The 21,745-nt window shown below is 38.5% G+C and carries 14 protein-coding genes; 3 read left to right on the top strand and 11 right to left on the bottom strand.

The window, feature by feature from the left end; all coding sequences use genetic code 11:
* The first annotated feature begins 490 nt into the window (after positions 1-490).
* The gene (locus HP439_RS03725; protein ID WP_172389008.1) at positions 491-2,893 is read left to right on the top strand and encodes an ABC transporter permease; all 2,403 of its coding nucleotides are present in this window, start codon (positions 491-493) and stop codon (positions 2,891-2,893) included.
* A gap of 79 nt (positions 2,894-2,972) precedes the next feature.
* Here HP439_RS03725 and HP439_RS03720 read toward each other — a convergent pair whose 3' ends face one another.
* The 8 genes from HP439_RS03720 to HP439_RS03685 all read right to left on the bottom strand — a co-directional run bounded on the left by HP439_RS03720 (position 2,973) and on the right by HP439_RS03685 (position 12,619).
* Positions 2,973-4,106 carry a DUF4932 domain-containing protein gene (locus HP439_RS03720; protein ID WP_172389007.1) on the bottom strand — a complete coding sequence of 378 codons (1,134 nt, stop codon included), beginning with the start codon at positions 4,104-4,106 and terminating at the stop codon, positions 2,973-2,975.
* 182 nt (positions 4,107-4,288) lie between these two features.
* Positions 4,289-5,239, bottom strand: a complete 951-nt coding sequence (locus HP439_RS03715) for an NAD-dependent epimerase/dehydratase family protein (protein WP_172389006.1) — start codon at positions 5,237-5,239, stop codon at positions 4,289-4,291.
* A gap of 396 nt (positions 5,240-5,635) precedes the next feature.
* Positions 5,636-8,281, bottom strand: coding sequence for a DUF3857 domain-containing protein (locus tag HP439_RS03710; RefSeq protein WP_172389005.1), 2,646 nt, complete (start codon positions 8,279-8,281; stop codon positions 5,636-5,638).
* 220 nt (positions 8,282-8,501) lie between these two features.
* Positions 8,502-9,641: a TlpA family protein disulfide reductase gene (locus HP439_RS03705; protein ID WP_172389004.1), complete on the bottom strand. Its 1,140-nt coding sequence runs from the start codon at positions 9,639-9,641 to the stop codon at positions 8,502-8,504.
* Positions 9,642-9,870: 229 nt separating this feature from the next.
* Positions 9,871-11,103, bottom strand: a complete 1,233-nt coding sequence (locus tag HP439_RS03700; protein ID WP_172389003.1) for an RNA polymerase sigma factor — start codon at positions 11,101-11,103, stop codon at positions 9,871-9,873.
* A 48-nt stretch (positions 11,104-11,151) separates the two neighbouring features.
* Positions 11,152-11,490 carry a YciI family protein gene (locus tag HP439_RS03695; protein ID WP_172389002.1) on the bottom strand — a complete coding sequence of 113 codons (339 nt, stop codon included), beginning with the start codon at positions 11,488-11,490 and terminating at the stop codon, positions 11,152-11,154.
* 56 nt (positions 11,491-11,546) lie between these two features.
* A complete protein-coding gene (locus HP439_RS03690) occupies positions 11,547-12,020 on the bottom strand; it encodes a carboxymuconolactone decarboxylase family protein (RefSeq protein WP_172389001.1) in 474 nt (157 codons plus the stop codon).
* A 275-nt stretch (positions 12,021-12,295) separates the two neighbouring features.
* Entirely contained in the window at positions 12,296-12,619 is a 324-nt protein-coding gene (locus HP439_RS03685; RefSeq protein WP_172389000.1) for a nucleoside triphosphate pyrophosphohydrolase family protein, read from the bottom strand.
* Positions 12,620-13,122: 503 nt separating this feature from the next.
* On the opposite strand from HP439_RS03685, the gene HP439_RS03680 reads away from it, so the two are divergent.
* Both HP439_RS03680 and aqpZ read left to right on the top strand, forming a co-directional pair.
* A complete protein-coding gene (locus HP439_RS03680; RefSeq protein WP_172388999.1) occupies positions 13,123-14,181 on the top strand; it encodes an alpha/beta fold hydrolase in 1,059 nt (352 codons plus the stop codon).
* 120 nt (positions 14,182-14,301) lie between these two features.
* Positions 14,302-15,027, top strand: coding sequence for an aquaporin Z (aqpZ, locus tag HP439_RS03675; protein ID WP_172388998.1), 726 nt, complete (start codon positions 14,302-14,304; stop codon positions 15,025-15,027).
* A gap of 128 nt (positions 15,028-15,155) precedes the next feature.
* Here aqpZ and HP439_RS03670 read toward each other — a convergent pair whose 3' ends face one another.
* Genes HP439_RS03670 through HP439_RS03660 form a run of 3 tightly spaced genes read right to left on the bottom strand, consistent with a single transcriptional unit; the run spans position 15,156 to position 21,332 of the window.
* Positions 15,156-16,913 (bottom strand): RagB/SusD family nutrient uptake outer membrane protein, encoded by a 1,758-nt coding sequence (locus tag HP439_RS03670; RefSeq protein ID WP_172388997.1) that lies wholly within the window; start codon positions 16,911-16,913, stop codon positions 15,156-15,158.
* Positions 16,914-16,923: 10 nt separating this feature from the next.
* Positions 16,924-20,169: a SusC/RagA family TonB-linked outer membrane protein gene (locus HP439_RS03665; RefSeq protein ID WP_172388996.1), complete on the bottom strand. Its 3,246-nt coding sequence runs from the start codon at positions 20,167-20,169 to the stop codon at positions 16,924-16,926.
* A gap of 14 nt (positions 20,170-20,183) precedes the next feature.
* Positions 20,184-21,332 carry an Sb-PDE family phosphodiesterase gene (locus HP439_RS03660; RefSeq protein ID WP_172388995.1) on the bottom strand — a complete coding sequence of 383 codons (1,149 nt, stop codon included), beginning with the start codon at positions 21,330-21,332 and terminating at the stop codon, positions 20,184-20,186.
* Positions 21,333-21,745: the final 413 nt, after the last annotated feature.

Below are 21,745 nucleotides of genomic sequence, written 5' to 3'. Positions count from 1 at the left end.
AAGAGACAAAATTTTGTTTTGGATGCTTTATGACAATGATCAACAATGCGGAATGGAATTTCATCCTCAGGAAATGTTATGACTTGGGCAAAGTGGAATTCACTTGAATATAGACTGTTGGACAAACAATACAGAAGAAATCACGACCGCATAAAACGGGTGTTGCGTCAGACGGGCTGACGTGCAAACTTTGAGTTTTGTCTTTCTAATGAATTTTAGTAATAAATTCGCTTTTAATACTTCGATTGCCCGCCCGAACGCCAAGCCGCAGGAACGCTATAGGCAAGTATAGCGACGACCGTGACCAATAATATTACTTCCTCCAGGGTGTGTTGACAGCAATGACTCAATGTTCGAATACGTACGAAAACTGTTCGAATTCGAACATTGATAATATCGAAATAAACTGACTACCATTCAATTACACTTATGGCAAGGCGATTGTAACAATAAATTGATTAACTAAAGTTCAGACAAAAGACATGCAAGTATGAATAAGAACGATTGGAAAATTGCCTGGAGAAATCTATGGAAAAACAAAGTTTTTTCTTTGATGAATATATTAGGTTTAACCTTAGGTTTTACTGGATTTATTCTGTCTCACCAATATATCAATCGTGAAACAAGTTACGATAAATGGAATCCAAATTATGATAGAATTTATCAAGTAGGTTTAGAGGCCAATGGAAAATATTCTGTAGAGACGCCCCCCTCTTTGGCGGTATTAATTAAAGAGAACTTCCCTGAAATTGAACTCGCCGGGAGATTGATGGTTTATCCTTATGGGGGCTACCCCATTTTTGGGGAATCAACAGTGTATATGAAAAATACCGCCTTGCTAGATTCGTCTGCCGCGAAGATTTTTCAAGTAGAAAGTAAAAATGGTCCCTTGTTCAAGTGGCGGGATCAAAAGGAAGCAAGTCTTATTAACGAAAGAGATGCCAATTTAATTTTCAAGCCAGCGGATTTAGCATTTAATGAGCCAAAATCATTACCTATGCTCTCTCTAAAGTCAGGAATGACGGAGAATATTTATGGTATCATCAAAGAAAGACCGCTTTCTTTGATCAATTATGACCTATTATTAATAAAAGAAATTTTCGATGAAAGAGCAGTAGGAAACCCCTTCACTTACCAAACATTTATCCAAGTTAGACCGGGAACAGATATTGAAGCTTTAAACAGTAAAATGACCGACTTATTTGGAAAAGAAATAGCTCCGCATGATCGGGTTAAATCTTCAATCTATGCAAATGGAAACACATATACGGATCCTTTATCTAAATTGCATTTACAACCTAAAGCAGGATCTAACACCGCCTATCTAACTGTTTGGATAATTACTGTTCTTTCAATTACCATTCTGATTCTTGCATCGGTCAACTTTACAAATTTGATCATGGCGCAGGCAGATCAGCGATTAAAGGAACTAGCAATGAAGAAGGTGCTGGGGAGCTCGAGATTAGGGATCATGATGCAGCTGCTAGCAGAAGTTTTAATGTTAACATTGATAGCTGCAGGGATTAGTTTTATTTTACTGAGTATTACCGGGAATATCCTGCAGAAATGGTTCAATGATGATTTAAAACAAAATTTAATATCAAATAAAACTTTAATACAATTAAGCATTGCCATCCTTGCGACAACACTAATATCCGGAATATATCCCGCCATAGTATTATCTGGTTATAAAACCATGCACTTATTAAAGGGTGGACTTACAAAGACCCGTCATAAATTTAATTTCCGTAATGCATTACTAACCTTTCAAATTGTCATTGCGATTATTTTTGTTGTTGGAATGATTGTCGTTCAAAAACAAATTAAATATATCCAAACGACTGACAAGGGGTTTGAGCCTGCGCAAATCATAACTTTCAATGGAATTGGTTTATATTATAACATGAGCATTTCAGGAAATTTTGAAGATTTTAAGCAACGATTAGAAAATAACCCCAATATAGAATCGGTCTCCTCGCCCACTAACGTCCCTGGCAATGGAGAATTACCTCCTAAAAAGTCTTTTACATCAAACGATCATAAATTCGATTTAGAACATGTTGGTATTGACACACGATATTTTAAAACGCTTAACATAGGAAGAATTGCTGGTGAAGAAAATCTTTCATTAGATCAAATTTTAAAAGATTCGCTAGCTAATTATGCAATAATAAATGAAACCGCAGCCAAAACATTAGGGCTAAATAGTCCAATAGGGGCTAGCATTTCCGGCTGTGATGTTAATTTCAAGATTATCGCTGTCGTTAAGGATAGTAAAACTAATGGATTTGAAAATGTAGTAAATCCAACGGTTTATAGTTATAAAGATGAATGTGGACCGGGGAGATATAAAATGAGCTTAATGGTAAAAGCGGCACCGGGGAGGGTTGATCAAGCTATTGAAGTTGTAGAAAATGAATGGAAAAAAAACGAATATTCAGAAGATCTACCTTTAGATTATAAGTTCATGGATCTACAATACGCTAACCTTCACACTAAACAAAAGGAGATGCAATTGGCTTTCATTATTTTCACATTAATATCTGTTCTAATTGCTGCTTTAGGGCTATTTAGTATGTCGGTTTACCAAATCGCGGTAAAACAAAAAGAGGTGAGTATCCGCAAAGTTTTGGGGGCCTCGATTCATCGAATATTCATACAATTAAACAGGCCCTTCTTCAGAATATTTATAATTTCTTGTATAATTGCTATACCTGCGTCCTTCCTCTTAATCGAAAAGTGGTTAAATAATTTTGCCTACCACATTCAAATAAAATGGTGGTATTTCGGCCTAGCGGCTTTAACTGTATTTTCGATTATTTTGGTCTCTATCAGCTACCAATCGTTCAAAGCAGCCAAATCAAATCTGGTGGACAGCTTGAAGGATGAATAAGCTTAGTATTTAATATAGTTAGTTTGCTGCGCGAATATTTTTATATGTTTTATCAGTTTCAACTTTTTTTGAGGTTGCTTTAGTGGTGGGTTGAGCTCCAATCTAAGATATCTTTATAAATCGTTTCAATCTTATTCTTCGGATTTTCGTTATAAAGTCTATATAATTCTTTGTTGAACGCTTCAGATTGAGGAAATCCTTTAGCCCTCATTTTGTTGTTGATATGATCTACAATATATTGTAAGTTTTTTTGAGCGTTAACATAGGTGTCTGATGCGTATAAGATAAAAAGTCCCCAAGTCATGTATTCATCAAAAACCTTAACTGGATTTAAATAGTGCGCGGTTGATCTATTTGCTGAGTTTACCCATAAATCTCTATTATTGAATACTGTGTCGATAGTGTTTCTATATTTATCACTCACAGGCCCAACGTAGTTATGGTCGATCTCAGTGAATATCACCCTGCTATTCATCGCGATATTTAATGCATTGGTTAGTTCTTTATCATTTCGGATCATTGGAAGATATAGGAGCATCTCTTTAAAATTATTGTCCTCGAAGGTAGTCGTGGCGTGTATGCCTCCGATAAGAGGGGACGTCAAAACCCTATAGCTATTTATTTTATAATCAAACTTTCTCTCCAACCACTCCTTCTGTTTCTCAATCTCCCCATATTTTTCGTAATCCCGTTTGATTTTGTCGTAGAATGGTTTGTTTTGAACATAAAATCCTCTGAAATCAGTTGCCATCGCAAAATCTTCCAACTGATTTTGATATTTAAGGATTGGATCTTCATTAATTTCTACCGTACCAACACCTTTTGCTGGAAAGGTATAGACATTAGTTCTTATTAATTTGTTTCCATTGAACGTGAAACCATTTGCATTTGACGATAAAAAAATATAATAAAGTATACTCCCGTTCAGTAGGGAATCAGCTATTCTTACTGCCGGATGTTCTCGAAAAGGACCAAAATGTTTAATAACACTATCATAATATTCACTATTGTGATTAATCATATTTGAATCTTGCAATCCGATATCGGTAATCGCCATTAGGACATGGACTAACTCTTGAACTTCATTTACTTCTACAGTTACCTTTTCATCATTCATTCTAATAAAATCTTCGGTAAAACTCGCCGCCCGTTCCTGCCCGAAGAGTGGTATGAAAATAAAATTTGCAATTGTAAAAAATAAGATTCTTTTCATAGTAATTAATTACTGTTTTTCTAGATTTAGAATTTCAACCCCATGTTTGGTTTAATAATTTTTCTTTTCTCATCTAACATTGTATCTGTAAAGTTGTTACCTTACATGTTTGATTATTAAATGACCATTTTCAACCTAATTGAACCTAACCAATATAATTAATTCTAAAATAATTCAGTAAACTATCTGCTTTCATTATAATTAAGTATATTTTTGGCGGCCTCCAAAAAAGGTGTAATAGAATAACCCAATTCCTGTTTTGCTTTATCAGAATTCAAATAGGTGAATAGACTACCTGTTAAATAGTTTTCGCGAGTTATAAAAGATCTATTAAAAACAGGAAAAAGAAACCTATCGTTAATGAAACTCAGTCCATTTAGAACATTACTAGAAATATAACAGGTCTTTCGCGGTTCATTTTTAAGAAATAGTTCGAAAACTTCTCGTATCGGAATATTGTTGCCTCCTAGGTTAAATATGTTCTTTTTAATATCTTTTTTTAGTAGATACAAAATCGCGGGGCCATATACCTTAGAAATATCATTAGGGTCGACAAAACTTGCTCCACCCTTCAACCCAGCTCGGCCACCCTTTCGGTATAATGCTAATAATTTCGCAAAGGTCGATCCGTAAGATGATATCAGTGTACTTGGACGAAGGATCATTGATGTTATTGGAGACTGTAGTATTAATTGATCAGCGGTTAATTTAGACAAGGCATACCTAGACAGATAACCCGTAGAATAATTACACAATTCTGTATGCGGAACTGGCTCATTGCTGGAACCATAAACTACTGCTGAGCTTGTATGTAATAGCGATTTTTTAAAAGCCGTACAAGCCTCTAATATATTTTTGGTCCCATCAACATTAGTTTGATGTAATATTAGACGATCCTGCGGTTTATAAGACACCACACCAGCACAGTTCACAACAACATCGCACCACTCAATTCCAGGATACAAACTCTCATGTTCATTTATATCACCTTGAAAAGAGGAGGCTGGAGAAATTTGATTACTGGTATTTTTCCTCAAAAGTATCCTAACATCAAATTCTTGATCCCTTAACAATGCATTTAATACGTATTTGCCTATCTTTCCTGTACTACCTATTAAAAGAACCTTATACATCAGCAATTAACCTTTTTTTGAAAAATCAAAATTTCAGGCTAATAATACAAAAAATAATATATAGGTTAAGAAATATAATTACTTACATTTCCTCGTTCAAGACAAATTAATTGGCGATTTGGATATTAACGCAAAGTTTTTGAGTCAATAACGCGAATGACCCTAAACAGACTGAAGGAACGGTTACGACTTACATTTGCGCATTGAGACGAAACTCGTTCTATCTTTTTCACGCTAATTGGCGAACATAAAGAGCACAACCTACTTCGATCACCGGCAGATATTTAACTGAAACTTATCGCCCTGTCCTAAGCGAAAGAAAGCCAGATCTAAGCATTCTTTCATAAGTAAATTGGCACCGATCCTTTTAGACACTTAACTATTCAAAGACATGCTCTATTCCTGGTTAGGATGACTGGGCCTCGTATGCTCGTTATTTGGCATTTCGGAAACCGGTATAGTAGGAAGCGAAGAAAGTGCAGGAGTTGTTGCTATTTCCATAAGTGTCGTTTTACTTGGTATCACAAATGTTCCCTTGACCCGTGTAGAATTGAACAAATACAATGACCAAATTACCGCAAAGGAAATTCCACGAATTAGCTCCGAAAAACCCTCTAAATTAGTAACCTCCTCTTTGAAGATGCTACGCGAAAAAAACTCATCGAAAAGCACGAGTGTTAGTTGAAATATCAATAGGAAGAATAATGTTTGCGGAAAAATATCGCGGCGCTTGACCAACAAATAGGCGCAATAGAGCGATAGAAAAAAAATAGTCGTATTTCCAACAAACATCAGGATGAAAACTAGACCATACAGCATGGGATGAACGCCAAAATTATAATCAAGCGTATTCCACATTTGTTGGGTAAAAAACAGCTGAACCATGCCTTGATAGAAAACTCGGAGCGCAGTCATTAATAAAGCAATCAACAAGAATATCAGCCACCCCCCAATCCTATCGTATCGCCCCTCCTCATAAACGCGCACAAGCGTAGATGGTCGTCGTCTGTGGTACCATTTCCATACAAATACAGTATACAGGGCCAGCATACTAACAAAGCTACATACTGCCCAGATATTTATTTCATTGGCCGTCTTGGATCCTGTAATCAAACCATCATCATCTAAAAAAACCACGCTCGAAAAGAACGCCTCCTTGTCAGAAAAATCTGAATGATAATCGGATACAGATTCCGCTTTAACGTGCGTGTCGTGAAAACCAAGACGGAATGCAATCTTCAAGGTGTCGTTGATCGAAGAAATACTTTTCCCATAATAATAACTTTCACGATCGGTAAACTTGTTTTCTCGTAAGGGAGAAACAGCAATACCGTCCGGATTAATAATGTAAATATCGTGTTCTAGCGACAAGGGGTACGGTAATGCTATTGGTACAACGCGTCCATCTGCAATCGAAGGTAGGTACCTACTCAGATTTGTCGCGTACACAGAGACATTAGTTCTGTTTGTGGCGGGATCAAGTCCTGCCAAGGATTTTATATCATAATGTTCTTCCACGCGGAAAACATTATTCATTTTATCATCTTTATATGTAAGCGCCGATCGCTTAGTCAATTGTTTATAAAACGCTTGATAGTACTCTACATACGATTTATCAATATTGTTTTTTGCGGTTTGTTTAAAGTAAGCTCGGATGTTATCTGCATTTGCGCCTGTGTAAACGGTCAACACATCAAGTTGTGCACTTCCGTCCCGCTGCAATTTAAACTTTTCTTCCACGCGCATATTTCCGGACAAGATCTTCTCAGTGTCTTGTAATCTCCCTCCCGGTTTGGCCCATAGCACTTTCCCGTAAAAAGGGAAATAACGATCACGAAATTGTCCGCCTTGATCCGTTATCGTTGGATCGATATATTGACCTCGGCCATCGATAACCAGATGAACAACCATGTGATTGAAAGCGAATGGAGACGGAAGATAGTTGTCTACTCCGTATTCTTCATACGAATTTACTAATATCAAAGTCGCCTCTATATCTTTATCGCGAAGCATAGCCGCAAGCAAGACAGACTTATCTTTACAATCGCCGTAACGCTGTACAAACACTTTTTCGGGGTTATTCGCTCGGTGAGAATATTCACCAACTTCGACGCCCATATAACGAATATCATTCTGCACAAAATCAGCCACTTTCGAGACGTATGCGATCGAATCGCCATTGCTATTTTGCCATAGTTGTTCACAAAATAGTTTCAAATGCCCTCCGGCAGATAATTCCGGAATAGGATTCACATCAGCAGCCCACTTCGCTACGTCCGACCATTTCGGGAATTCCGAACACTCGATTCGCTGTCTTGTCGCGTACCATGCCGGCAAATTTGTCTCATACTCGACTTTATCAGTTCCCGAAATATCCCAATAATAAGCGGTAGCCGACCCCAAATCTTGTTGGTTTCCTGAATCCGCCCCCTTAAATGATTTAAATGTCAACTTTCGTGATTTTGGTACCACATAGTTCACGTGTAATAGGCCGAAAGGCTCATAGCCCTGAAGAAAATAAGTGTCTGCGAATCGATTGCCAAATACAGGATTAAAGCCACGTAGCGAATAGGATATGACAATTTTATCATCCTTTCTTAAGTCGGCTAACAGCATATAGGCGGCATAAGTTCCGTTATAAATAGACCGTGACAATTCGGTTTCCGACGCCATCAGCTCGAACTTTCCTAAATCTAAACGATCCATTCGTTTACCGTCGCGTATAACAAACAGTTCGTGCATAATCAAGGCCTGATACTGCGGATCAAACGTAATATTAACCTGTCCTGCATTTTCTGCTCCCGCATTTTCAGTCAACACCTTCACATCTCGGTAAAACCGGGTTTGATCAGCAAGGTTGACTTGATACTCGATCCGTTCAAAATAATAACCATCACTGATATCTTCCAAGTTAGGAGTCTTGGGTTGTTTAGAAGTTTGACGAACCCAATCAGGAATATTCGCCTTCGATATCTCAGGTATCGCAGCAAATCCCTGGATCCATACCAGGAGACCAAATAGAAAAATACAGGTTAATTTCATCGGTTAATAACGTTTTCCGAAGATAGCAATAAGTAGAATTATTCTGAAACATCAAATGTAAATTAATTCTAACTTAAAGAATCTAAAACATAACAAAAGTATAGCAACGTAATCCAGTGGACTTTTTTAAGTAGCGTATTCTTATGACCGCGTTCAATTAAAAACCGAAACCAAACGTACTACAGTCGACATCCGTGACTGGTTCAAAGTACAAAAGGAACTACTTTACCACTCCTAAGGTTGTTTCGTTATATTTTTGAAGTAGCAATTCGTATTTTTTCAATTCAGACGATTTATATGATTTTTTACTTTTTAGAATGTCGATCGACTGTCTTTGTGATTCGATAGCTCGAGCCTTATCGTTTGCTTCCCAATACCACTTCGCCATATTACTATAGAGATAAGGGAGATCGATAATATCCGGATATATATAATCGTTAACTTTTACCTGATAGGCCTCTGCACCAAGCCGATAGAGTTTTGGGATAATGTATCCTTTTTTTTCATACCACTCTAGAGCACCAATAATATCTAAATAACCGGGTTCTTCTGTTTTATTTGATAAAATTTCCTGACCGTACAGATAGGCCTTTTCTTGATTTAATACAAGTAAAGACTCTAACGTATAAAATTGAATAGGCGCTGAATTTTTAAGAAGTGGTTCGCTGCTTACTAAACGTTTTATTATTTTAAGAGTTGAATCCGCTATTTCGACAGGATAGTATAGAATTTCATTATTTACTCTGAATTCACGAATAGTGTCACTAGCTTGTGTCGTTAATTGTTCGAAATGTTTTCGAACCTTTCTATATGCTAATTCTTGCTCTACATCCCAGTTATCATCTATTATTTTCTGTAAAACTGTGTCAAGCGCCCAAGGATCCCCGTACCACGCTAATCTTCCCTTGTTATCCACAACATACGATTCCGGTATTCCGCCATTTTTCTCGCCAGAGGCTACAATCCAATCCTCCACCATGTGGGTGCTGTCATCTATCGCCACATGATAATCCATTTTATCGCCCATACTATCTACAAAGCTTCTAATTTTTTCAAGCGACGTGTTTTCTTCTTCATATATATCGACACCAATGACCGTGATTTTATCTTTAAATTTCTTTTGAATACTGGACAGATGAGGCATCTCAGCTCGACATGGCGCGCACCAGGTGGCCCAAAACTCAATGATGTAGATATGATTTTTTTCAAAATGTTTGATAGGAGTCCCTTTTATCCATTCTTTTACCCTTAGAGGAGGTGCTTGATCCCCTAAAGTTAGAAGTGAATCACTTATTTTTTGTCCATATATGGAGGTCGATATGCTACATAACAACAACAATATTAAATCTATCCGCTTCATAATTATTCGTTTATATTGCCTAATAAATCTCTACCGAATCATGGTTTTCTGCAGGCGAAGAGTTCGATTAACTATAAAGTTATAGAAATTTTCTTTGGTAAGTTATTTGTTGAGCAAGAAAATTAAAAACGATGGTGTACTTGGTATGAGGAAAATTTTTTTGGAAAAAACAAACCATCTAAATATTTTTTTACACCCATGTTTGTGATCGGCATCGTCGAATCTAGTATCACCCTCCAAGCTGATTTATTTTCTTTTGGATAAGCTGCTGTTCCGCTATGGTTTTTGCTAATGATTTCCCTCTCTTAAAAGCGGTAATTGCTTTGGTTTTATCTATATTTTTATAAAGTTCTCCCAGCAGGACAAAATAAAAATGGTTGGTACCAAGTTTTAATTTTTCTGCCTCGCACAACGCAACCAGCGCACCGTTCGCTTTATATAAAGCAAAAGTCCTGTTAAGGGCTGCACTTGGAGAGTAATTAATTGTGAGAAGATGATTATAAAGCTGCAAAATCTCCTCCCATTTTTCCATTGTATCTTGCTTTGTACAATGGCAATAAGCAATTTTGGCTTCCAAGTGGTACGAACTTAACTCCTCACCAGTAGCAGAGAGATTCAGAAAATAAATACCTTGGCTAATCAATGCCCTATCCCATTTGCTTTCATTTTGCTCTTCATACAAAATCACTTCATCGCCATTACTTTGTCGCGCTTCAAAACGTGAAGAATGAAAACACATCAAGGCAATTAGGGCATTGGTTTTAGGAAGGTTGGTTGTTTCATACTCTGTTAACAAGACACCAAGTCGCAGAGCCTCTATGCAAAGGTCTTTCTGCAGAATTTGATTCTGAGTCCTGGAATAATATCCTTCATTAAAAAGCAGGTAAATAATCTGCAAGACGTTGTCCACACGCTTACTGATTTCATTTTCTGCAGGTAAGGCCAGTTGAATGCCTTCTGTTCGCAATTTTTCCTTTGCCCTGAAAAGTCTCTTGTTGATAGTCTCTTTGTTTGATAGGAAAGCTTCTGCAATTTCATCGATGCCGAATCCGCAAAGTATGCGTAAAGCAAGTCCAATTTGCGCTTCGCTGGCAATCGCAGGTGTGCAAATAGCGAAGAGCATTTGAAGCTGGCTATCCTTAATATTTTGTTTTGAAAAATTTATATCATCAGGGGTTTCCAAGTGATCTTGGTTTTGATTAAGCGCGGGAATTACTTTGTCTTCAAAAATTTTATTCCGTCTGAAGTATGCTAATGTCTTTTGACGAGCTACCGCGTAAAGCCAAGCGGTTGGGTTTACCGGCATTCCTTTGGTTTTCCAGGTTTCCGTAGCCTGCAGAAAGGTTTCACTTGCAATATCTTCAGCTATTTCTATATGTTGTAGCCCAAAACGCTTACTGATGACAGCAACCATCTTCCTGAATTCTTCCTGAAATAATTGCTTTAAAAATTTATCTTCCATAATAATTAGCATGAGCAGCAATGAACCATGCTGCTCATGATCTTTTTATCAAGCTAGGATAGGTCTTATTTCTACACTGCCTTCCGCATCAAGCGCAGGGCAACCGTGTGCTAATGTGGTTGCTTCGTCTAAACTATCTGCTGAAATCACAATGAAACCCCCTAGTCTTTCTCGAATCTCTACAAACGGTCCATCAGTGACCACACCGCCTGGTTTAAGTACTTTACCAGTCGTTTCCAGACGAGCGCCATGGGCTTTAAATTTCCCCTGAGCAGCTATTCCGCCTATCCAATCGTTCCACTTTTTATTTAACGCGTCTGTTTCATCGGTCGACGTGTTAGAATGATCGTAATTGGCCTGTCGGAATATGAGTATGAAATCTTTCATCGTAGTTGTTTTTATTTTTGAAGATAAGAATTAATAAGATTATATAACATTCTTATTTACTTGGCCTGTATCTTATGCTGCCCAACAACGTAACTACCGGCAACGGTGCGAAAAGCGATATTAATACGATTATAGCTATTGATGGCGGTGATAGCCAACGTCAGGTCTATTAATTCCTCTTCAGAAAATTGTTTGCGAGCCGTCTCATAAACTTCATCAGCTACATTGCCTTCGTCAATCTTTGTTACGGCCTCTGCCCATTCCAATGCCGCACATTCACGATCGCAGTATAAAGGGGCTTCTCGCCAAGCGTCCAATACAAGGAGACGTTGTGCTGTTTCGCCTACTGCAAGTAAATCCTTGGAATGCATATCCAAACAATATGCGCAGCCATTGATCTGAGATACCCTATAGTAAATAAGATGTAATAATTTTGGTTCTATTAAACTTTTGCTAAGATAAGCACCGATACCATACATCGCCTTCATTGCGTTCTGGCCTTTTTCAAAGGCATTCATTCTCTGTTTCATTTTAGTATAATTTAAATGTGTTTTGTTATTTATACTATCATAATGTATGAAATCAGAGAAATTGGACATATTCTATAAAATTATTTTTACCCAGGGCCCCTCTCAGCGAAAGACAAAATAAAAGAAAATAATTAAAGCGCTTTTAATCAACTAATTAGACCACATACATTCCACTTAATCTTTCTTCATAACAAAAGCCGGTGTTATTTAAATAATTTCTCCCAGGTAAAAACCATAACATGTTAAGCCCGTCGAACCATATTTAACGATTGATTCTATTTCTCGAGTAGTTTTTCTGTTTTTGTTAAAAATTTTTCAACAGAATCTTCGAGATCTAAATCCAGTCGGGCAGCCAAAACGGCAATCCACCAAAGACATTCTCCTAATTTATGCTCAAGTTCCACCTCTGTATTTTTGGATGGCCAGCGCCCCTGTTGGGACATTATTTGCCGCCCAACAAGCCCCGCATCAGTCAAAAATGCCAAGGCATCTTCTTCCACTGACCATTCACTTCCGTGGTGTTGCCTTTCCAACTTGTGGTAGGCTTTTCTTATGTTTATTGACCGTTCGATTATGTGGTTTAAATCTGTTTCTTTCATTTCGTTTCAATCAAGTTATCGATTTTCAAGGTTTTACTTTTCCTCCAGGAAATAATCAAACCATCGTCAATTTATTCTTTCAAATAATTCTCCCACCAAAGGTAACTTATTTACATAAACGAACCGACCTACAACAAAACTAATTAGCTGGACTTCAGACTTTAAAGTTTATGCTTAAAATTCAAGCCTTATCTCAGCTCCATCAGCACTCCACCACCTCTGTAGAACTCTCTTCCTCAGCGTACACGTCAACCTCCCATTCACTATAAAAAAGTGTTCAAAGACGTTAGACGTAGATTATAAATTTAGATTGCGTTGCTACCTTAGGATAGTAAATCCCTGCTATCCTCTCATGATGTTTTTCGAGTTGATAACTCGAAAACATCACGAGAGGATTATATATTTTTTCTTTCTGAACAATCTTTATATTTACAACGGCAAACCGAGAAATGTTTTTTGTTTTGATTGCTCGAGGTTTTGATAAACATATTGCACTATTAAATATGAGCTACACAAATTGGATCTCCTTTGTCGGTTTTTATCTTCTTGTCGGAATTACTACAGCTATTGCACAACATGAGGTCGATCCAATTGCCGTACAATTTCAAAAAGACCAAGCGTACTTTCAATCATATGAAGAAATTCATCGAGGAAAATTCAAAACTAAACACGTAGAATTGAACTATCTACACTGGGGTCAGCCCGGGGAGAAAACTTTCATATGGCTTCCGGGAAGCTTTTTATCGGCTTATGACTTTGAACCATTCGCTAGCGCACTAGTCGACGCAGGATATTATGTGGTTTCCATCGATCACTACGGACATGGACTTACTCAAATTCCTACTACAGACCTCAGTTTTAACGATTTTTCAGACGATTTAAATAGCTTAATGAATCACCTGCATATTCAATCAGCTGTTATTGGGGGATTTTCTCGTGGGGCTTACATGGCGACAGCCTTCTACGAAAGGCATCCAAACAAGGTGCAGAAACTCGTATTGGAAGATGGTGGGACTGTTGCATTTAAATCTCTATTTGACACCTTTTCACCGGCAAAGTTCCACGAATTTCTTGACGGGATTGAACCCCCTATTGAAGTCAAGGAAGCTCTTTTTTCGATATACGACACGAAGTTGATGGCCTATAGACATCTAAGCGAAATAAACGATGGTAAGGGTGATTATCAGTATTTCGGGATCATTAAGCCCAAAGACGACAAGTGGATTATTTACCATGGATTAGATAAGTATATGCATATGGAGAACGGTACTTCGTACAAGACGCTCCTGCATTCACCAAAATCTACGTCTCGGTATGCGCGTTCTATTGTGGAACTTAATCCAGGAGACATCTTAAAAAACCTAAACGTGCCTTTATTAATCATAGAAGCCACCGGGGAAACCGATCAATTTCTGACGGACAAAGAAAATGAGAAATTAAAATCAGAACATCCTGACCTTATCACCTACCACAAATTCAGTTGTGACAACCATAACATCCACTATTCCTGTCCAGAGATTTTTCTACAACACTTACTAGAATTTTTGAAGGATGGCGAATAGCCTAAAATTTTCTTTTCAGTCGCTTAGAAAATAAAATTACGATAAAACAATTTGATTACATGATTCTTAGTTTATCGAAAAAAAGTATATTTGGTAATAACTTGACTTAAATTTTAAATTATGGAAACGAAAATCTCGTCTAAATTTATTGCCGAATTGATCGGTACATTTGGTTTAGTACTTTTTGGTTGTGGTGCTGCTGCGATCGCTGGGGCCGACACATTAGCTGAAACTTCCGGCTTAGGATTACTGGGAATCTCCTTTGCCTTCGGACTCTCGGTCGTTGTCTTTGCCTATGCGATTGGTGGCATTTCAGGATGTCATATCAACCCCGCTGTTACAATTGGCGTGCTGGCTGCAGGACGTATTTCGACAAAGGATGCATTGGTTTACATCGCCGCTCAAATAATCGGGGGAATCCTCGGTGCGTTCGTGCTCAAAACAATCCTTTCAGGACAAATTAACGGTTTTGAAGCTGGCGAATGGGCTTTTGGTTCAAACGGCTGGGGCGAAGGCTACCAGAATGAATATAGCATGACCGCGGCATTCATCGTTGAGACCATATTGACAGCGATATTCTTGTTTATAATTCTAGCAACCACCTCAAAAGTCGGAAATGGAACAATGGCAGGTCTGGCCATCGGGTTTACCCTTGTATTAATTCACCTAGTGGCTATACCCGTGACTGGAACTTCGGTTAATCCAGCAAGAAGTCTGGGGCCTGCAATCTTTGCTGGCGGACAGGCTCTCTCGCAAGTATGGTTATTTTTCGTTGCTCCAATTATGGGAGCCGTGATAGGCTCTGTTCTTTGGCGCATCACACACACCGACAAGACCGATGATTAAAAAAACAATAAAGAAATGGGGCGAATGCCCCATTTTGTTTTAGCTCGAATAGCCTAAAAATGAGGAGTCCCGGCGATTTATATCACAAGGACTCCAACGATAAAAACTAAGACTACTTAAATCTATTATTACCAACCCGGATTTTGACCAAGGTTAGGATTGATTACCAAATCTGTATTGGATATCGGCCGAAGGTATTTTTTGTCGTCGAATTGACGATCCTCATCATCTCTCCAGATAATATGTCCTTTTGTTCCCTGAGATAATTTTGAAGCGGTTCCATCAATAACGACATAGGATACGCCGGCTTTAGGACTCGCCGGTGTTTTACTGACAAACGATACATCTGGCGAGCCATTGCCGTCTAAATCCATTTCTTGATCCATGGCTGGCACATAAATACCTTTCCATGGCATCTCTAAAAGCCTTCCTTTTTTCCAACGCATAAGGTCGTCATACCGTAATCCTTCATATACTAATTCGATTCCGCGCTCGCGGCGCACTTCTAACAAATATTTATCTGAAATTTCTGGAAAGTATATTTGTTGTAAATAGCCGTCCGCTACGGCAGGCATCTTTGGATCTACGCCAGCACGAGTCCTAAGCGCGCCAATAGTTTCGTTCCAAATCGATTCGTCTGTAACTAATTTCCCTAATTCTGCACCGGCTTCTGCATAATTTAGCAAAATTTCGGCGTAACGCATCATGGTGATGGAGTTGTAACCTTCTCCAACGCCATCTAAACGTTTATCATCCAAGCTAAATTTCAATATATGATAGCCTGTGAAGGTATAACCAAAGTTCGGCGGGGCCGCCGAACCATCGGAACGTGTATAACCCAGGCTTCGAACAGTTTGTGCCAAGCGGGGATCACGACCTTTCATCTCTTCAACAAACGCAATCTCATCAAACCCTGGTTTATCGGTAAATCTGCTCCCATCAATTTTTAGATAGGTGTTGATAAATTGCTTATTCAATCCCCATCTCGCGCCGTAAGTGGCAGAATTAAACTTCCATGTAATATTATGCCAACGCTTCAATGAATTGTTATGCACATTAGACCACATCACTTCCGTAGAAACAGGATTTTCACTAATAAACAGTGTTCTATAGTCTAGTTCAGGAGCACCTGTACTATAGAGATTATACTGTTTTGAGTCAATCACCTCCTTCGATGCATTGAATGCTTCGGTCAGCCATTTATCGGCCGTATTCTGAAGATTCAATTCATCGTGATATTTACGATAGGTACCCTCAAACAGACAAATTCTCGATTTTAACCCCAGCGCAACCCACTTTGTAACTGTCGAGGAGGTGTTATCCTTAATATCTCTAATATTAGCAACAGCAAAATTTAAATCCGCTAGTACAGAGTCCATAACGACTGCTCTTGGATCCCTTGGTTTGTACAACTGCTCATTATCTTCGGTCGAGAGTGTTTGAGAGTACCAAGGTACGTCACCGTAATCCTTTACCATATCAAAATAAAACATTGCTCTGTAGAACCGTGCTATTCCGGCGTAATGATTCCTTGCCTCCTCAGGGATAGCTGGGTTATTGTATTTACTTAAAAAGTAATTCACGTTACGCAATTTTGTCCAACTCCACGCACTTTGATCAACAGGTGAAAAATTTCCTGCGATGAACGTAGGCGAATTATTCTTGGACGTATATTCTCCCATTTCATCGGCTTGTACGATATCAAGTCCCGCTGGTATAAACTGCTGATAAAATGAATTAGTATATAGCTGAAGATCAGCTTCTGTATTAAAGTATGTAGAAGGTACTAACTTATCGAAAGGTTCTCTGTCAAGAAAGTCTTTGCTACACGATGAAAAAGCAAAAGCTACGAATCCTAGTATGCCGATTTTAAATTTTATGTTCATTGGAATAAGTTTAGAAAGTAACATTAACACCGAATGTCGTGGTCTTAAGTTGCGGATACGCGTACCCTTCCCCCGATCCGTTAGTTAATTCTCCGATAGGTTTTTCAATAACTTCGGGATCGAAATTATCTGTATGCTTAAACAAACCAGAGAATGTAAATAGATTCTGAGCACTTAAGAACAATTGTACACTACTCAGTTTAGCTCCCTGTACCCAACGTTGAGGCAATGTGTAATCCAATGTCAACGTTTTTAAACGTAAGTAAGAAACATCTTGTAAATACCTCGTTTGAGGAGCCCCTAACGACCGGTCTTTCCCAAGCGCTGTATAACCGCGATAGCGTGGAAAATACGCATCAGGGTTTTCTTCTGTCCATATATCTTCCATCATTTTTGTAGGTTGATATCCATAAGGCCTGTTGTATGGCCCCCAGAATAATCCTGCTTCCGGAGAGAAATAGTAATCCCTCTTGCCAATACCCTGAAAAAAGGCAGATAACCCTATTCCATTCCACCGTCCAGATAAAGTGAAACCAAATTGATAACGTGGTGAATTGTTACCGATAACCCGACGATCTCCAGAATTATCAAGCGTATTATCGCCTTCATTGATCACATCATCGCCGTTTAGGTCGGCGAACTTCAGATCCCCTGGCAACCAAACATTGTTATTGGAATTTCGGATAAAACTTTGGTCGGCATGGTTTGCAACATCTTCTTCCGAGCTAAAAAAACCCAAGGTTTCATACCCCCATATCTCTCCAACTTCCTGTCCTACGTAATAGGTGTTCAACAAATTTTCAGGATTATTGAAACGTGTTAGGTGTGACCTGCTATCCCAAAGTGACCCGTTGATTCCCCAATTAAAAGGTTTACCCGCAAGTTCAAACTGGTTGTTATAATTAACCGTTAGCTCCCATCCCTTGGTCGACATATCTGCGAAATTTCCATAGGGTACCGCGGCACCAAATACATTTGGTAATGGTTGACCAATTGTAAACATATCAAAGGTATTACGGTTATACCAGTCAAATGTAAAATTCAACGCATTGTCAAAGAATCCCAAATCCATACCTAGGTTAAAAGTCGTTGAACGCTCCCAAGTCAAACCATCGGGAATTACCCCAGGAATAGACGTATAACTCGGTTGGACACCTCCCAATACAACGCCTGTCTTCGCAACAGACATTTGCTCTAAATACCGGTATGGCGCCACATTCCCGTTCCCCAAGGAACCATAGGACGCCCTAAACTTAAGATTACTTACTAGAGGTTTCGCGTCTTCAAAAAACGCTTCATTTGAGATTACCCAGCCAGCAGAAACAGAAGGAAAGAATCCGTATCGCTGGTTTTCAGGAAACTTAGATGAACCATCATAACGGCCGTTCAGTTCTAAAAGATATTTATTGTCATACGCGTAATTAAAACGGTAGAACAAACCAATATATGCCCACTCATTTCCCCCACCCGTGATGTTATAGTTTAAACCGTCCATCAGATTAAAATCAGGCTTGTCGGCAAGGATTATACCGTCACGTTGCGCATTTAATGCTTTAAAGGTTTGCGATTCGACATTGTAGCCAACGAGTGCATTGATGTCGTGTTTTTCCGCAAATTTCCTTGAATAATTAGCCGTAATATTTCCTGCAATATATTTGGTCCGCTCCCCTAGCTCTCTTAACATGCTTCGGCCAAAACGATAAGTCTCTCCGGGGGAATTACTATAATCGACATAGTTGTTTGTTCGCTGTTCATCCTGCCAAGTACGTGAGTAGGTCAAATCTCCTTTTAAGGTAAGACCTTTCAGCGGCTTAATAATGACACCCGCCGTGTTTCTTAACACCGTATTATTAAGGTCTGAGGCATTATTGCCTTCCATAAAAGAAGCCACACCTGTATATGCGGCCGAATGAGTGTAGGTGCCATCGGGATTATGCACGATAGCCATCGGGTATCCTTGATGCTCAAATTGACGCCAGATATTTCCATCACCGTCAGCAAACATTGGGTAATGATAATCATACGAACTGATTTCCGTATTATTTTCAAATGTTAGCCAATCGTTTACCTTGACGTCACCTTTCCCACGGATATTATATTTGTTAAATTTATCTGGATTATAGTTGAAAATCCCTCCTTGATGATAATAACGACCAGACAGATAATAGGAGGCTTTTTCGCCACCACCAGAGATACTTAATGCTTGTTCGGTGCTCGGCATATCGTCACGATATATCATATTGTACCAATCTGTGTTTCCAAAATATTCCCAGCGGTTGGTAGCCTCATTGAAGATCGCATCTTCACCTGTTGGATTTTCCGCTTGCTGTTTTAATTTTTCTAGGTATTCCAAAGAGAACGGGTAGATATTATTTACCGATATAGGCGTGGATTTATAATCATTCCAAGCATTAAACGCAGTATTGAAATTATTTGCCCATTCATATCCATTCGTTATTAGTTTAGGCTCCACAACACGGTTGTTGATCGACACATTGGAGTTAAATGTGACGGTAGCTTTCCCGCCTTTTGGCGATTTTGTAGTAATCAAAACCACCCCAAATGCTGCTCGCGAACCATAGATCGCTGCTGATGAAGCATCTTTCAATACGGTTACACTTTCAACGTCATTCGGATTCACCATGTTAGGGTCTCCTTCTACTCCATCGATTAAAACTAGCGCACTCCCGCCCGCACCAATAGAGGTGGTACCACGCACATTGAATGTTGCCCCACGAGTCGGGCTACCATCAACCATTTGCAAGTTTAAATTCGGCAAAGCACCTTGCAACATCCGGCTTAAGTTGGCTGCGGGGCGGTTTTCTAAAACTTCCGATCCTACCTGAGCCACTGCTCCTGTAAGGTTAATTTTTTTCTGTGTACCATAGCCGACAACGACGACTTCCTCCAAATCGTTTTTATTATCTAGCTGTATAACTATATTAGTAGCCTCCCCTGATACCTGCTGTGTCTTAGTTGTAAAACCAACATAAGAAACTGCTAATGTGATTGCAGATGCGTCTGACTCCAAGGTAAATTTACCATTGTTATCCGTCGAGGTGGCTTTATTGGTGCCCTGAATTGTTACTGTTGCGTTTTCGATCGGATTACCGCTTCCGTCAATAACCTGACCATTGATAGACCGCTGATAATTACTCATCGAAGCTAATTCGTTTCTTAACTTAAAAGCTTTCGATTCCATAGGAAAGGACAATATGGTCCCTGCCAATAGAAATATTGGTATGTATTGTTTCATAAAACCGGTATGCCCTATCGTAAGGTTATATCAAATTGCAAGTGTCGATCGCTTCTGATAAAAGTGGATACGATTTCGTAACTTAATTTAGTTTGCCCAGCTTGTGCTGTTAATATTTGGGTAGATTCAGGATACAGTACGAGACGTTTAGTACCATCCCCTTCTTTTAAGACTAACTCAAAATATAGATCACTATTATTTTTGATCTCGTAATATTTGGTGGTTTCGTTCGTGTTCGCTTTCGTCTTTTCATGATAAGCTGACGTCACTTCAATACAAGCATTCGCCAAATCACGCACATTTTCTTCTTTACCGAATAAATACTTACTTGACCATGCAACCGTACGACCCGCGTCTAGCGCTTCACGGATAGATGCCGCACTTTTATCTTTAGCCATTACAAGAGTCATTGTTCTATGAACACCTTCCTGACCAATATTATAATCATGCGCGATAAGATTATGTATATCCGTATTACCAATGATTGTTAGGTTTCTATCCAACGCCCAATCAAGTGCTTTTTTATGAAATCCTAATCCATTCACTACCTCAATTCCGTGAAGTTTTTTTTCCTGATACATCTTCTCTACGAAATCAATCCACTCGTAGGATCCAGGAATCTTATTCACTTGCCATCCTGGATGATTCCAAAAGATGAATGCATTTTGTTCAAATGCCCTGTCGATCGCCTGTTGATCTAGTTTTGAATCGTTGTCAGAAACCAGCTTATTTGCGTCCTCAATAAAAAGAGCATTAAAATGTCCCGGAGGCGTCTTACGAGTTATTTCCGTCCCTTTGATTAGTCCAATATTATTCTCTTTTGCTAGATCGATAGCTAAATCATGTGAACGGTTATGATCCACTTTTACGTCTGCACTATGTGGATTATATTCCATGTGTTCCGTATAAGAAATAACATCCACTCCTTCTCTCCATGCTTCTTGTACGCGGACATTTGGCCATACATGACCATCTGTAAATACGGTATGCATGTGAAAATCACACTTCAGAACCCGAAAGCCATTAACATCGGGAATATTAACGTGCTGTCTTTTTACAGGATAAGCAAATTCACCCATACGCATGATACCATCATCAGTTTGGGCTTGTAATGATGCAATGCTAAGAAGCATTGCACTTAGAATGGACATTTTAATTTTCATCACTTTAATGGTTGATTATTTGCTCCAAAAGTAGTGACCACTTATTAACACATTGTTAAGTATATATTTTTAATTAATTAACAATTTTTAACGTAAATAAACATTACAAAAAATATATAACAACATTTTAAAATACATATACTTCAATCTAAAAACATTTAAAAAATATATTTAAACAAAAATAAATCACTCCATATCTTATTAAGGAAGTTCTGCGTTACGCAGAGTATTTAACTAATAACTAACAATTAATTAATACCTCGCGCCAAAAATTCCTTTTCCCTACTATCAACTGACCGGTGCATATAAAATAAAAAAGCAATGTTAAAACATTGCTTAGATAGCTTTTCAATATTAATGATCACATTTCACTATATCCTTAGTAATTCTATCTTATTTCTTACTTTTCGGCG

It is taken from the genome of Sphingobacterium shayense (assembly GCF_013179575.1).
In the GTDB taxonomy this organism is placed as follows: domain Bacteria; phylum Bacteroidota; class Bacteroidia; order Sphingobacteriales; family Sphingobacteriaceae; genus Sphingobacterium; species Sphingobacterium shayense.
The sequence above is the reverse complement of the archived record's forward strand: the minus strand, read 5'-3'. Positions and strand labels throughout refer to the sequence as shown.